The sequence below is a fragment of the Micromonospora sp. CNZ322 genome, from assembly GCF_007827755.1.
The window spans coordinates 1-13,827 of record NZ_VITD01000018.1; the positions used below are offsets into that span (position 1 = coordinate 1).

14 protein-coding genes are annotated in these 13,827 nt (G+C 70.9%); 11 read left to right on the forward strand and 3 right to left on the reverse strand.

Annotated elements, in window-relative coordinates; translation table 11 throughout:
* Positions 1 to 477: SPFH domain-containing protein (locus tag FB453_RS29715; RefSeq protein WP_486480523.1), on the reverse strand; the 477-nt coding region annotated here is incomplete at its 3' end.
* 222 nt (positions 478 to 699) lie between these two features.
* On the opposite strand from FB453_RS29715, the gene FB453_RS29720 reads away from it, so the two are divergent.
* From FB453_RS29720 to FB453_RS29755, 8 genes are all read left to right on the forward strand, one after another.
* Positions 700 to 1,461, forward strand: a complete 762-nt coding sequence (locus tag FB453_RS29720) for an ABC transporter ATP-binding protein (protein WP_091401800.1) — start codon at positions 700 to 702, stop codon at positions 1,459 to 1,461.
* Positions 1,448 to 2,140, forward strand: a complete 693-nt coding sequence (locus FB453_RS29725) for an ABC transporter ATP-binding protein (protein ID WP_112726738.1) — start codon at positions 1,448 to 1,450, stop codon at positions 2,138 to 2,140. The genes FB453_RS29720 and FB453_RS29725 overlap by 14 nt, the downstream gene beginning before the upstream one ends.
* Before the next feature lie 51 nt (positions 2,141 to 2,191).
* Positions 2,192 to 3,442 (forward strand): ABC transporter substrate-binding protein, encoded by a 1,251-nt coding sequence (locus FB453_RS29730; RefSeq protein ID WP_373861043.1) that lies wholly within the window; start codon positions 2,192 to 2,194, stop codon positions 3,440 to 3,442.
* Between the two features lie 10 nt (positions 3,443 to 3,452).
* Positions 3,453 to 4,334, forward strand: coding sequence for a branched-chain amino acid ABC transporter permease (locus FB453_RS29735; protein WP_145795532.1), 882 nt, complete (start codon positions 3,453 to 3,455; stop codon positions 4,332 to 4,334).
* The gene (locus FB453_RS29740) at positions 4,331 to 5,344 is read left to right on the forward strand and encodes a branched-chain amino acid ABC transporter permease (protein WP_145795535.1); all 1,014 of its coding nucleotides are present in this window, start codon (positions 4,331 to 4,333) and stop codon (positions 5,342 to 5,344) included. The genes FB453_RS29735 and FB453_RS29740 overlap by 4 nt, the downstream gene beginning before the upstream one ends.
* A 78-nt stretch (positions 5,345 to 5,422) precedes the next feature.
* Positions 5,423 to 6,094, forward strand: a complete 672-nt coding sequence (locus tag FB453_RS29745) for a transcriptional regulator (protein ID WP_486480524.1) — start codon at positions 5,423 to 5,425, stop codon at positions 6,092 to 6,094.
* 84 nt (positions 6,095 to 6,178) lie between these two features.
* Positions 6,179 to 7,747: an MFS transporter gene (locus FB453_RS29750; RefSeq protein ID WP_112583338.1), complete on the forward strand. Its 1,569-nt coding sequence runs from the start codon at positions 6,179 to 6,181 to the stop codon at positions 7,745 to 7,747.
* Between the two features lie 11 nt (positions 7,748 to 7,758).
* Positions 7,759 to 8,367, forward strand: a complete 609-nt coding sequence (locus tag FB453_RS29755; protein ID WP_145795537.1) for a TetR/AcrR family transcriptional regulator — start codon at positions 7,759 to 7,761, stop codon at positions 8,365 to 8,367.
* A gap of 87 nt (positions 8,368 to 8,454) precedes the next feature.
* On the opposite strand, the gene FB453_RS29760 is transcribed toward FB453_RS29755, so the two are convergent.
* Together FB453_RS29760 and FB453_RS29765 are read right to left on the reverse strand one after the other, a co-directional pair.
* On the reverse strand, positions 8,455 to 10,374 hold the full coding sequence (locus tag FB453_RS29760) for a helix-turn-helix domain-containing protein (RefSeq protein ID WP_145795539.1): 1,920 nt from the start codon (positions 10,372 to 10,374) through the stop codon (positions 8,455 to 8,457).
* Between the two features lie 14 nt (positions 10,375 to 10,388).
* On the reverse strand, positions 10,389 to 11,171 hold the full coding sequence (locus FB453_RS29765) for a 3-hydroxybutyrate dehydrogenase (protein ID WP_112583336.1): 783 nt from the start codon (positions 11,169 to 11,171) through the stop codon (positions 10,389 to 10,391).
* Between the two features lie 341 nt (positions 11,172 to 11,512).
* On the opposite strand from FB453_RS29765, the gene ruvC reads away from it, so the two are divergent.
* The 3 genes from ruvC (at position 11,513) to ruvB (ending at position 13,794) form a co-directional block, all read left to right on the forward strand.
* Positions 11,513 to 12,040: a crossover junction endodeoxyribonuclease RuvC gene (ruvC, locus tag FB453_RS29770; protein ID WP_112584546.1), complete on the forward strand. Its 528-nt coding sequence runs from the start codon at positions 11,513 to 11,515 to the stop codon at positions 12,038 to 12,040.
* A complete protein-coding gene (gene ruvA / locus FB453_RS29775) occupies positions 12,037 to 12,639 on the forward strand; it encodes a Holliday junction branch migration protein RuvA (protein WP_091401818.1) in 603 nt (200 codons plus the stop codon). The genes ruvC and ruvA overlap by 4 nt, the downstream gene beginning before the upstream one ends.
* Before the next feature lie 87 nt (positions 12,640 to 12,726).
* A complete protein-coding gene (ruvB, locus tag FB453_RS29780; protein WP_112677965.1) occupies positions 12,727 to 13,794 on the forward strand; it encodes a Holliday junction branch migration DNA helicase RuvB in 1,068 nt (355 codons plus the stop codon).
* The last annotated feature ends 33 nt before the right edge of the window (positions 13,795 to 13,827 follow it).

Consider the following 13,827-nt stretch of genomic DNA (forward strand, 5'->3'; position numbering starts at 1 on the left):
CCATGCCAGGCACCATCTACCAGCACACCCAAGATCCCTACCAACTGACACATGTATCGGGACTTCAACACTGACAGATGTCATGGGACTGAATACCTGCCATTCGACGAGCACCTCGACGCAGGCGTCGGCGAGGGTGCCGGTGCGCACACGTACGCAGTTGTTGCCGCCGATGTGGTCGTACTTCTGGCGGCCCGCGTCCCACTCGCCGACCTTCTGCCAGGGGGCCACCCACTTCAGGCCCGAGCCGGTCACCTCACCGGTGGGCTTGCCGAAGCTGGTGACGATGCCGACCGAGCGGATGGGCACCGAGTGGGCGCTGGAGGCGATGCCGACCAGCAGCGTGAGGGCGAGAAAGCCGAACGCCGCGAGGGCGGCCATCCGCTTGAGCGACCGTGCGGGAGCGACGAGAGCGACGACGGCGCTGACCGCCAGGGCGACGGCGAAGACGATCGCCATGGTGAAGCCGACGGGCATGGGGTGGGGACCTTCCGATGGGCTGTGTGGATCATCAACCTAGGGGGTCTGGTCAAGTCGACGGCGCGGGGAGTGGAGTTCAGGCACGTCAAACGTGGGTCGAATATGGAGCTCATCGACATGGTTCGACTCCGGCGGCCCGCCGTAGGTTTCGTCCACGCGACGGGCCTGTGACCACGGTCACCGAACCGACCGTCGCCGCGACGTGCGGAGGATGAGGCGATGGCCGGGCAAGCGCTCCTGTCGGCCCGTGGGCTGACCCGCGACTTCCGGGGCTTCCGGGCGGTCGACGACGTCGACCTCGACGTGGCGTCGGACAGCGTGCACGCGCTGGTCGGCCCGAACGGCGCGGGCAAGACCACCCTGTTCAACCTGCTCACCGGCTTCCTGCGACCCAGTGGTGGCCGGATCGAACTGGCCGGACGGGACGTCACCGGGCTGCCCCCCGAGCAGGTGGCCCGGCTCGGTGTGGCCCGCTCGTTCCAGATCACCAGTCTCTTTCCCCAACTGTCCGCGCGCGAACACGTCGCGCTGGCGTTGCAGTCGCCCAGCGGGCTGGGCTGGCGGTTCTGGCGGTCGGCGAAGCTGATGGGCCGCTACACCGAACGGGCCGACGAGCTGCTGGCCATGGTGGGGCTGGCCGAGCTGGCGCACGCCCCCTCGGCGTCCCTGGCGTACGGCCGGAAACGCGCCCTGGAGCTGGCCATCGCCCTGGCGCTGGATCCGAAGGTGCTGCTGCTCGACGAGCCGACCGCGGGCATGGGCCTGGAGGACGTCGACCGCACCGTCGAGCTGATCGGTCGGGTCCGTCAGGGCCGGACCGTGGTGATGGTCGAGCACAACATGAGCGTGGTCGGCCGTCTCGCCGACACCGTCACCGTGCTCCAGGCCGGCAAGGTCCTCGTCGAGGGCCCGTACGAGCAGGTCCGCGCCGACGAGCGCGTGATCACCGCCTACCTGGGAGCCGCCGATGCTGCGCATTGAGAACCTGTCCGCCTTCTACGGCGAGGCGCAGGTGCTGCGTGACGTCAGCCTTGAGGTTTCCGTCGGCGAGGTGGTCACCCTGGTCGGCCGCAACGGCGCCGGCAAGTCCACCCTGCTGCGCTGCGTGATGGGGCTGCACCCCGGTCAGCGCGGCACTGTGGAGCTGGACGGGCGGGACATCACCAGGTTGCCGGCGCACAAGCGGGCCCGCCTGGGGCTGGGCTGGGTGCCCGACGACCGGGGCAGCTACGCCACGTTGACCGTCACCGAGAACCTCACGCTGCCACCCACTGTCGGCCCCGACCCGTGGTCGCTGGAGCGGGTGTACGAGGCGTTCCCGGCCCTGTACACCCGACGGGACTCGGCGGCCACCATGCTCTCCGGCGGCGAGCAGCAGATGCTCGCGCTGGCCCGGGTGCTGCGGATGGGCGCTCGGCTGCTGCTCTGCGACGAGCCCACCGAAGGGCTGTCGCCACTGCTGGTGCAGCAGGTCGGCGACCTGCTGCGCGAGGCCAAACGGCACGGGGTGACAGTGCTGCTGGTCGAACAGAACCTGCACTTCGCCACCGGTGTCGCCGACCGGCACTACCTGCTGGCCGAGGGCCGGGTCGCCGAGGCGATGGACAACTCCGAGGTGCGTTCGCGCGAACGCGAACTGCTCGCGTACCTCGGGATCTGAATTTTCTCAACGACGACCCGCGCGACGCCGCGCGGAATGGATGGAGTGGGCATGCGCAGGACGATGGGTGTGGCCGCGGCGTCGGCCGTGGTGGTGCTGGCCGCCGGATGCGGTGGCGGTGGTCCCCAGTCGAGTGGCGACCAGAAGCTGACCGGCGACAAGATCGTGCTGGGCGTGCTCAACGACCAGTCCGGGGCGTACTCGGAGTTGTCCGGAAAGAACTCGGTGGCGGCGGTGGAGATGGCCATCGCCGACTTCACAGCGAAGTACGGCGACAAGGCGGTGACCACTGACATCACAGTGGAGACGGCCGACCACCAGAACAAGCCGGACGTGGCCAACTCCAAGGCCCAGGAGATGTACGACCGCAAGGGCGTCGACCTGATCCTGGACGTGCCCACCTCGTCGGCCGCGTTGAAGGTCGCCGACGTGGCGAAGGAGAAGAAGAAGCTCTACTTCAACATCGGGGCGGCGACCACCGACCTGACCGGCAAGAGCTGCAACAAGTACACCTTCCACTACGCGTACGACACGTACATGCTGGCCAACGGCACCGGAAAGACCACCACCGAGCAGATCGGCAAGAACTGGTACATCCTCTATCCGAACTACGCCTTCGGTCAGGACATGGAGAAGAGCTTCTCCACAGCGATCACGGCGGCCGGCGGCACTGTCGTCGGCAAGGACGGGGCGCCGTTCCCGAACACCAGCGGTGACTTCTCCACCTTCCTGCTCAAGGCGCCGAACCTGAACCCGAAGCCGGACGTGCTGGGCACCATGCAGGCCGGCGCGGAGCTGGTCAACGTGGTGAAGCAGTACAACGAGTTCAAGCTGCGGGACAAGGGCGTCGGCCTGGCGGTGGGGCTGATGTTCCTCACCGACATCCACTCGCTCACCCCGGCCGCGCTGGCCGGCACCACGTACACCGACGCCTGGTACTGGAACTTCGACGCGAAGAACCGGGAGTTCGCGGACCGCTTCCAGCAGAAGGCCGGCACCCGGCCGACCTTCGCGCACGCCGCCAACTACTCCGCGGCGTTGCAGTACCTGGAGGCGGTGCAGGCCGCCGGCACCGATGACGCGGACGCCGTGGTCAAGGGCCTGGAGGGCAAGACGGTCGAGGACGTCTTCCTGCGCAACGGGAAGATCCGCGCCGAGGACCACCGGGTGGTGCACGACGCGTACCTGGCCCAGGTGAAGCCGCAGTCCGAGGTCGCCGAGCCGTGGGACTACGTGAAGGTGCTCAAGACGATCCCCGCCGCGGAGGCGTTCCGCGCGCCCTCCGCGGACTGCAAGCTGTGAGCGGCTCGCTGTGAGCGGATTCGCGCAGAACACGTTCAACGGGTTGGTGAGTGGGGCGTTCTACGCCCTGCTCGCCCTCGGTCTCGCGGTCATCTTCGGCATGCTGCGGGTGGTCAACTTCGCCCACGGCGCGTTCTACATGCTCGGCGCGTTCGGGGCGTACGTGCTGCTCAGCGAGGCGGGCGTGCCGTTCTGGGCCGCCCTGGTGATCATGCCGGTGGGGCTGGGTCTGCTCGGCATGGCGCTGGAACGCGCGGTGATCCACCGGCTGACCAAACTGGACCCGCTCTACAACTTCCTGCTCACCTTCGGTCTGACGCTGATCCTTCAGGACCTGGTGAAACTGCGCTACGGCGTGCAGTCCAGCCCGTACGAGACACCGTCGCTGTTGAGCGGGTCGGTCGACTTCGGGCTTTTCGACTTCCCGACGTACCGGGTGTTCATCCTCGGCTTCGCGGTGCTGCTCTGCGTCGCGGTGTGGTGGGTGCTGACCCGGACCCGGATCGGCATGGTGGTCCGTGCGGCCACCGAGCGGCCGGACCTGACCCGTGCGTTCGGCATCGACGTCGGACGGTGGGTGACTCCGGTCTTCGGCTTCGGCATCGGGCTGGCCGGCCTCGCCGGTGTGCTGGCCGCGCCGATGCGCGCGGTCAACCCGCTGATGGGCGCCGACCTGATCATCGTGGTGTTCGCCGTGGTGGTGATCGGCGGGCTGGGCTCGATCTTCGGGTCGGTCGCCGCCGGCTTCGGCATCGGACTCGTGCAGGCGTGGGGTGAGGCGTACCTCTCCGACTTCCCGCTCGTCTCGCAGACGATCGTCTTCGTGGTGATGGCCGGCGTGCTGCTCTGGCGCCCGGCCGGCCTGTTCGGTCGGGAGGAGGCCCCCGCATGACCAACACCGTGGACACTCCTACCGACGCGTCCCGTTCGACGCCACCGTCCGGGCTGATCGCCGTGGCCCGGGCCCCCGGCTGGGTCCGGTACGCGCTGCTCGCCGTCGGCCTGGCCGTCGCGGCCTGGCTGCCCAACGGCCTCTACCCGGCGGTCGCGGTGGACATCCTCTGCTGGGCGCTCTTCGCCGTGGCGGTGGACCTGCTGCTCGGCTTCACCGGGCTGATGTCCTTCGGTCACGCCGCGTTCTGGGGCACCTCCGCGTACGTCACCGGGCTGGTGGCCATCCACGCCGGCCTGCCGTTTCCCCTCGCGGTGCTGGCCGGGGCCCTCGCCGCGGCCGTGCTGGCGGTGCCGATCGGGTACCTGGCGGTCAAGCGGACCGGCATCTACTTCGCCATGGTGACGCTGGCCTTCGCGCAGATGGTCTACTACGTCGCCAACGAGTGGCGTTCGGTGACGCAGGGCGAAAACGGCCTCCAGGGGGTGCCCCGCGAGCTGTTCGGCGTCGACCTCACCGACGACTACTTCTTCTACTACGCGATCCTGCCGATCGTGCTGCTCGGGCTCGCCGCCGCCTGGCGGATCGTGCACTCACCGTTCGGTCGGGTGCTGGTCGGCATCCGGGACAACCCGGCGCGGGCCAGGGCGCTGGGCTACCCGGTGCACCGCTACAAGCTCACCGCGTTCGTGCTCTCCGGGTTCATCGCCGGCCTCGGTGGCGGGTTGTTCGCGGTCGGCCACCGGTTCGTCTCGCTGGACGTGCTGCACTGGACCACCTCCGGCAAGGCGGTCATCGTGGTGGTGCTCGGCGGGATCGGCACCCTCTGGGGTGGGGTGCTCGGCGCCGCCCTCGTGGTCCGGCTGGAGGACTGGCTGTCGTTCTCCGGGTTCGAGGCGATCGGCCTGGTCACCGGCGGCATCTTCGTCCTGGTCGTGGTGCTGTTCCGGCGCGGCATCTGGGGCAGCATCGCCGCGTTGGCCCACCGGCTGGCGGCCCGCCGCCGCTGAAATTCCGCAACGGCGCATCCGCCAGGTGCGTGCCGAGCGAACCCCCGGGTAGAGAACGTCTACCCGGGGGTACGTCTGGTGCTGACCGATCCGATGCCGGCCGAGGCCGTGGAGATCGCGCACAAGCAGGTGTCGCTGGCTGCCGAGGACCTGGACGCCAACGCCGTCGCGACGCTTGTGCTGGAGTTGGCCGAGGCCTGGGGCGTGCCGGCGCTCTGGGAGCAGGTCTGTCGTCCGTTGCTGGCCCGGCTGTCGGGGCGTACCGCCGTCGAGGTCGTCGTCGAGCACGCCCTCTGCGAGGGTGTCCGGGTCGGGTTGAACGTCTACCGCCGGGAGCCGGGCCGGTCACTGCCCACCGGCGGCGTGCTGTTGGCCGGCGCCGAGAAGGAGGCGCACAGCCTGGGTCTGCTGGCGCTCGGCGCCGCGCTGCGCGAGCAGGGCCGCGGCTGTCTGAACCTCGGTGCCGCGCTGCCCTGGACCGCGCTCACCAGCGCGGTGTACCGGGCCCGCCCGCGCACCGTCGTGCTCTGGTCGCAGACGCCGCTCACCGGCCGCGCGTACCGCCTGGTGCGCTTCGCCCGGGACTTCCCGCTGCTCCGGGTGTACGGCGCGGGGCCGGGCTGGATCGAGCCGCTCGGCGCTCCGGCGGTCCGTCTCGGCACGTTGACGGAGGCCGTCCACGCCTGCCTGGCGGTCGCGTCCGGGCGTGATGCCCACCACATACGATACGGATCGGTGCCGTATCGTTAATACGCGTCGTAGGCTGACCCGCGTTACGAGTCTGACCCGTATCGTATTTCGTCGCGGGTGATCAGCGTGGGGGGAAAGCCAGGCATGGAGCTGCACAACAACACCGGACACCCGAGGCGGTGGGCGATCCTGGGGGTGCTGGTGATCAGCCTCCTCGTGGTCGTCCTCGACAACACGATCCTCAACGTCGCCCTGCGCACCCTGGCCGACCCGGTGCACGGTCTCGGCGCCAGCCAGGGCGAGCTGGAGTGGTCCATCAACTCCTACACACTCGTCTTCGCCGGGCTGCTGTTCACCTTCGGGGTGCTCGGCGACCGCGCCGGCCGCAAGCGCTTCCTGATGATCGGACTGGTGCTGTTCGGCCTGGCGTCGCTGCTCTCCGCGTACGCCCAGAGCCCCGGACAGCTCATCGCGGCCCGCGCCCTGATGGGGGTCGGCGGCGCGGCCATCATGCCGGTGACCTTGTCGATCATCTCCAACGTCTTCGACCCGCGCGAGCGTGGTCGGGCCATCGGTGTCTGGGCCGGTGCGGTCGGTCTCGCCGTGGCGATCGGCCCGATCCTCGGCGGCGCGCTGCTGGAGCACTTCTGGTGGGGCTCGGTCTTCCTGATCAACGTGCCGGTGGTCGTTGCCGGCGTGGTTCTGGTGGCGCTGCTGGTCCCCGAGTCGCGTGACCCGCGGCCCGGCCGGATCGACGTGCTCGGCGTGCTGCTCTCCGTGGTCGGCCTGGTCGCCCTCTCCTACGGCATCATCGACGGCGGCGAGCACGGCTTCGGCCGTCCGCTGGCCTGGGGCTCGATCCTGATCGGCGTCGCGGTGCTGGCCTGGTTCGTCCAGCACGAGCGGCGCAGCGACCACCCGTCGCTGGACGTCCGACTGTTCAAGGTGCCCCGCTTCGCAGCGCCGGTCGCCATCGTCGGCCTGGTGTTCTTCGCCGCGATGGGCTCGATGTTCTTCGGCTCGTTCTACCTGCAACTCGTGCGCGACTACAGCCCGTTGCAGACCGGTCTGCTCTTCCTGCCCTTCGCCGGCGCCCAGCTGGTCTTCGCGCCGCGCAGCGCCGCGATGGTCCGCCGCTACGGCGGTAAGGCCGTCGCCACCGTCGGGTTGGCGCTGACAGTGGTGTCACTCGGCGCGTTCGTCTTCATCGGCGCCTCCACCCCGATCTGGATCGTGCTGCTCGTCTTCCTCATCCAGGGCGCCGGAATGGCCAACATCATGCCGCCGGCCACCGAGTCGATCATGTCGGCGCTGCCCCGGGAGAAGGCCGGGGTGGGCTCCGCGGTCAGCAACACCATCCGCCAGGTGGCCGGCGCGCTCGGCGTCGCCGTCCTCGGCTCGGTGCTCTCCGCGGTCTACCGCAGCGACATTGGTGACGCGTTGACCGGTCTGCCCACGCAGGCCCAGGACGCGGCCAACGAGTCGATCTCCGGTGCGTACGCGGCGGCGGGCCAGCTCGGCCCGGCGGCGCCAGGGCTGATCTCGGCGGCCAACGACGCCTTCGTCACCGCCATGCACTGGGCGGCCGGGCTCTCCGCGGTGATCGCCGCACTCGGGATCATCGTGGTGCTGCGCTGGATGCCGGGCAAGGAGGACACGAGCGTCGCCCCGGCGGCGCCGGTCGCCGAGCCTGAGCTGGCCGGTACGGCATAGGTTCGGGGAGAATGGCGGACATGACGTCCACTGCCGATGCTCCGCGGTCGCCTGGTCGACCGCGGAGCATCCGCGCCGACGAGGCCATCATCGAGGCCACCCTCGACCTGCTTGCCGAGGGCAGCACCATCGAGGCGCTCTCGATCGAGGCGATCGCCACCCGCGCCGGGGTCGGCAAGGCCACCATCTACCGCCGCTGGGCCGGCAAGGACGCGTTGCTGCTGGACGCGTTGCGCCGCCTCAAGGGCGTCCTGGCCCAGCCGGCGGGCCACTCCGTCCGCGACGACCTGGTGCTGCTGGTCGGCGCGATCGGCAAGAACGTCGACCCACGAGCGGCCAAGATCATGCCCTGCCTGGCACCCGCCGTGAACCGCAGCGCCGACCAGTTCCAGCTCTACCAGAACATCATCTCGCCCCGGCGGCAGCTGATGCGCGAGGTGCTGCGGCGCGGCATCGACGAGGGCGTGCTGCGCGCCGACATCGACGTCGAGGTGACGATGGCGCTGCTCACCGGGCCGATGCTGATCCAGCGGGTCCTCCAGTGGAACCCGGACCTGGACGAGCAGTCCCTGCCCGAACGGGTCGTCGACGCCGTGCTGGAGGGCATCCAGGCCCGCTGACGCCGAGCGCTCGATCGGCGACGTTCGTGCCGGCGTACTGACGGCGGGCGCTCGGTCGGCGGCGTTCGTGCCGCCGGCCGGCGTCGGTCAGCCGGCGGGTGCGCGCAGTCGGTGCAGCCGCAGCGCGAGCTGCACCTCCAGCGCCCGCTCGGGCCGCTGCCAGTCGACGCCGAGCAACTGCCCGACCCGCTCCAACCGCTGGGTCACCGTGTTGACGTGCACGTGCAGTTGCTCGGCGGCCCGGGCCAGGCTGCCACCCACCCCGAAATACGCCTCCAGCGTCTTCACCAGAGCCGTGCCGCGCCGGGCGTCGTAGTCGAGCACCGGCCCGACGGTGGCGCTGAGAAACTCGGTCACGTCCTTCTCACCCCGGTCACCGACCGTGCCCAGCAACAACCCGACGAAGCCCAACTCCACGGTGCTCGCGCCCTGCCCGGCGCGGCCCAGTGCGCCCAGCGCCGTCAGGCACCGGTCCGCCTCCTGGAACGTCCCGGCCAGCGCCGCTGGCGTGTTCGACGGGCCACTCGCCCCGGCGGTCACCGGCCGACCGGTGACCCGGGACAGGTCCCGGGCCACCGCGCGGGCGCTGCCGCCCGCGTCCAGCCCCGGCAGCATCAGCACCACCCGGCCGTCGCGCGCCGCGGCCAGTCCACCGCGCGCCGAGGCGTACGTGGTGGCCCAGGAGAGCACCCGCTGCCGAGCCGAGCCGGTCGCGGCGATCGCGTCGTCGCCGACCGCCACCAGCACGTGCGGCGCGTCCAGGTCCACCCCGAGCCGACGGGCACGACTACGCAGCGCGTCGGTGTCGCGCAGCGGGCGGGCGATCAGGTCGTCCAGCAACTCACCACGCACCCGCCCCTCCGCCTCCGCGACCGTCCGGCGGAACAGCAGCAGCAGCGCGGTCACCAACGCCGCCCGCTCCAGGATGCGCTGGTCGGCGTCGACCAACTCGTCGTCCGGGCGCAGCACCAGGGCGCCCAGGTTCTCCGCGCCGGCCACCACCGCCGCGTACCAGAGCGGACCCCGTCGTACGCTGCGACCCTCGGTCCGGGACGCGGCCACCGCCTCGACGATGTCCGCGCGGTCCGGCTCCTCGATCTCACCCACCCGGGCCAGCAGGCGGCCCTCGGCGTCCAGCGCCAGCAGCGCGCCGCCCAGCACCTCGGTCACCGCAGCCGCCACGTCCTCCACACCGCCGCCACGCAGCACCAGCGCGGTCATCCGGTCGTGTGCCGCCGCGGCCCGCTCCACCGAGCTGCTGTGCGCCCGGATGGTGGTGTTCGCCGCCGACAACTCGGCCAACGCCGAACGGGTCTCGGTCAACAGCCGGGCGGTGTCGATCGCCACCGCGGCGTGCGCGGCCAGCGACACCAGCAGCGCCACCTCCTCCCGGACGAACGGCCGGGCCGAACGGTTGGCCGCGTAGAGCACCCCGATCGAGGTCGAACCGAGCCGCAGCGGCACCCCCAGGATCGCCACCAGACCCTCCTCGCCCACCCCGGCGTCGATCTCGCCGGTGTGGTGGAAGCGCGCGTCCTCGCCGTAGTTGGCGGTGACGTACGGGGCGCCGGACTGGGCCACCAGACCACCGAGACCAGCGCCCATCGGCAGGCGCAGCCGCTGGAAACGGGCAGAGACCGACCCGTCGGTCACCCGCATGTACGTGTCGCCACGTTCGTCGTCGTTGAGCGTCATGTACGCCACGTCCGCGCCCAGCAGGTGACGGGCCCGGTGCACGATCGCCCGCAACACGTCGTCCAGATCGCGCAGCCCAGCCAGGTCGCTGACCGTGTCGTACAGGCCGGACAGCTCGCTCTCCCGGCGGCGGCGACGCTCCAGCAGCGCGCGGACCCGCAACGCCACCGACTTCGCCTGCTCCAGCTCCGCCAGCCGGTCCGGTGGCAGCCCGGCGGCCCGCGCGGCCACCAGCGGTCCCTCGAACTCGACCGCCGCGGCCTCTCGGGCGAGCAGCTCCAGGAACTCCACCGGCGAAGACATGGTCGACATTGTGCTCAGCCCCACTAGTTGGCCGTCCAGCCCCCGTCGAGGGCGATCGACGCCCCGGTTATGAACGCCGCCGGCGGCGAGCAGAGGTACGCCAGCAGCTCGGCCACCTCCTCCGGCTCGATCAACCGTTTGATCGCCGCCCGGGCCAGCATGATCTTCTCGATCACCTCGGCCTCGTCGATGCCGTGACTGGCCGCCTGGTCGGCGATCTGGCTCTCCACCAGCGCGGTACGCACGTACGCCGGGTTGATGCAGTTGGCGGTGACCCCGTGCGCGGCGCCCTCCAACGCGACCACCTTCGACAGCCCTTCCAGGGCGTGCTTGGCCGAGACGTAGGCCGCCTTGTACGGCGAGGCACGCAACCCGTGCACCGAGGAGATGTTGACGATCCGCCCCCAGCCCCGCGCGTACATGTGCGGCAGCGCCCGGCGGATCAGCAGAAACGGCGCCTCCACCATCACCCGCTGGATGTACTCGAAACGCTCGACGGGAAAGTCCTGCAACGGCGCGACGTGCTGGAGCCCGGCATTGTTCACCACGATGTCCACGTCCACGTCGAGTGAATCCACCGCCGCGGCGTCGGACAGGTCCACGCCCTCGGCCCGGCCACCGGCCTCGGCGGCCACCGCCTTGGCCGCCTCCAGGTTGCGGTCCACCACGATCACCTTGGCGCCGGCCGCGCCCAGCCGCAGGGCACACGCCCGCCCGATGCCGCCGCCGCCCCCGGTGACCAGGGCGGTCCGACCGGAGAGGTCGACCTGTACGACGTGGGGGACCACCACGGGTTCTGCCGTCATGGCGCAAGAAGTTACGAGCTGTGTGCTCCCCGGCACATGGGCCAGCGACACATACTCCGTACCAAAGCTGTGTGGCCCCACCCGCCCCCCGCCACCCGCCCCCGCCACGCGCCCGCCCCGCCGCGCCTCACTTCGCGCCGCAAGATCGCGCAACATCCTGGATGTAGTGGCATCCCGGCTCGCCGTTGCCACTACATCCAGGATCGAGCGTGACCTTGACGGCCGGGCCACGGCGAGGGGCGGGGTGCGGGGTGCGGAGGGCGTGTCCCGTGGGGCTGGTGGGAAGGGCGCCGGTTAGGGTGTCGAACACACGTACTGCTGACGGCTGGGGAGGGGGCGGCGTGCGCGTGCTCGGTGTGGACCCGGGGTTGACCCGGTGTGGGGTGGGCGTGGTCGAGGGTGTGCCCGGCCGGCCCTGCACCCTGGTCGCCTACTACGTGGTCTACACCGACCCGGCCGACGACCTGGCGCTGCGCCTGTTGCACCTGGACCGGTCGCTGAACAAGCTGGTCGCCGAGCATCAACCGGAGAGCGTTGCTGTCGAGCGGGTGTTCAGCCAGCACAACGTTCGTACCGTGATGGGCACCGCGCAGGCCAGCGGCATCGCCGTGCTGGCCGGGGCGCGGGCCGGGCTGCCGGTGCAGACGTACACCCCGAGCGAGGTGAAGGCCGCCGTGACCGGGTCCGGTCAGGCCGACAAGGCGCAGATGACCGCCATGGTGACCCGGCTGTTGCGGCTGGCCGAGCCGCCGAAGCCGGCGGACGCCGCCGACGCGCTGGCCCTGGCCATCTGCCACGTGTGGCGCGGCGGGACCCGCTCCAAGCTGGCCGCCGCGGCCGACCGGGCACGACGAGGAGGAGCACGATGATCGCCAGCGTGCGCGGCACGGTGACCGCGACGGGTCCGGACCAGGCCGTGATCGAGGTCGGTGGGGTCGGGCTCGCCGTGCACTGCGCCCCGGGGACCCTCGCGGAGCTGCGGGTCGGCCAGGTCGCCCGGCTCGCCACCAGCTTGATCGTGCGGGAAGACTCGCTGACCCTCTACGGCTTCGCCGACGACGACGCCAAGTCGCTGTTCGAGCTGCTCCAGACCGCCAGTGGGGTCGGCCCGCGGCTGGCCCAGGCGGTGCTGGCGGTGCACACCCCGGACGCGGTTCGCAAGGCGATCGCCAACGCCGACACGGCCGCCCTGACCCGCGTACCCGGGATCGGCAAGAAGGGCGCGGAACGTCTGGTGCTGGAGCTACGTGACCGGATCGGCCCGGTGCCGATCGGCGCCGACGGGGTGGCCGGGGTGACCCGCGGCAGCTGGCCCGACCAGGTCCGCCAGGCGCTGGTGGGGCTGGGTTGGACGGCCGGTCAGGCCGACCAGGCGGTGGCCGCTGTGGCGGAGTCGATCGAGGGTGAGACCCCGCCGGTGCCGGTCCTGCTCAAGCAGGCCATCCGACTGCTCGGTCGTACCCGATGACCGCCCGGCCGCAACGGGCGGCGGCGCGATGAGCGCGAGGAGTGAGCCGGGTTTGCGAGCCCCGCAGTCGCGAATGACGAGGGCACGATGAGCGAGACCGAGGGGCTCGTCTCGGCGTACGTCAGCGACGCCGATCGGGACGCGGAGGCCACGGTACGGCCGAGGCGGCTGGCCGAGTTCATCGCCCAGGACCGGGTACGCGACCAGCTCGACCTGTTGTTGCAGGGCGCCATGCGGCGGGGGTCGCCGCCGGATCACATCCTGCTCTCCGGCCCACCCGGCTTGGGTAAGACGAGTCTGGCCAACATCGTCGCCGCCGAGCTGGGCGCGGGCATCCGGGTGACCAGCGGCCCGGCGATCGAGCGTTCCGGTGATCTGGCGGCGATCCTGACCAGCCTCGCCGAGGGCGACGTGCTCTTCATCGACGAGATCCATCGGATCGCGCGCCCGGCCGAGGAGCTGCTCTACAGCGCGATGGAGGACTTCCGGGTCGACGTGGTGGTGGGCAAGGGGCCGGGGGCGACGGCGATCCCGCTGGACGTCGAGCCGTTCACCCTGGTTGGCGCGACGACCCGCTCGGGCCTGTTGACCGGGCCGATGCGGGACCGGTTCGGCTTCGTCGCGCACCTCGACTTCTACGCCCCTGCGGATCTGGAGACGTTGCTGCACCGTTCGGCGCGGATCCTGGGGGTGCCGATCACGCCGGAGGGCGCTACCGAGATCGCCGGTCGGTCCCGGGGCACGCCGCGGATCGCCAATCGGCTGCTGCGCCGGGTCCGCGACTACGCCGAGGTCCGGGCGGACGGGGTGGTCGATCTCGACACCGCCCGTGCGGCCCTGATCGTGTACGACGTGGACGCGCTCGGCCTGGACCGGCTGGACCGCGCGGTGTTGACCGCGTTGGTCGACTCGTTCCGGGGCGGCCCGGTCGGGTTGTCCACCCTCGCCGTGGCGGTGGGGGAGCAGCCGGACACGGTCGAGGAGGTCTGCGAGCCGTTCCTGGTGCGGGCTGGGCTCTTGGCCCGTACGCCCAGGGGGCGGGTGGCGACCGAGGCCGCCTGGCGGCATCTGGGGCGCACACCGCCGAATGGTACATTTGGTGCGGATAGTCCACCTGTGCCCGACTTGTTCTCCTTGGATGTCGATCAGCCGTGATGTGAACGTGATCTGTGCCGCATTCGGCGTTCT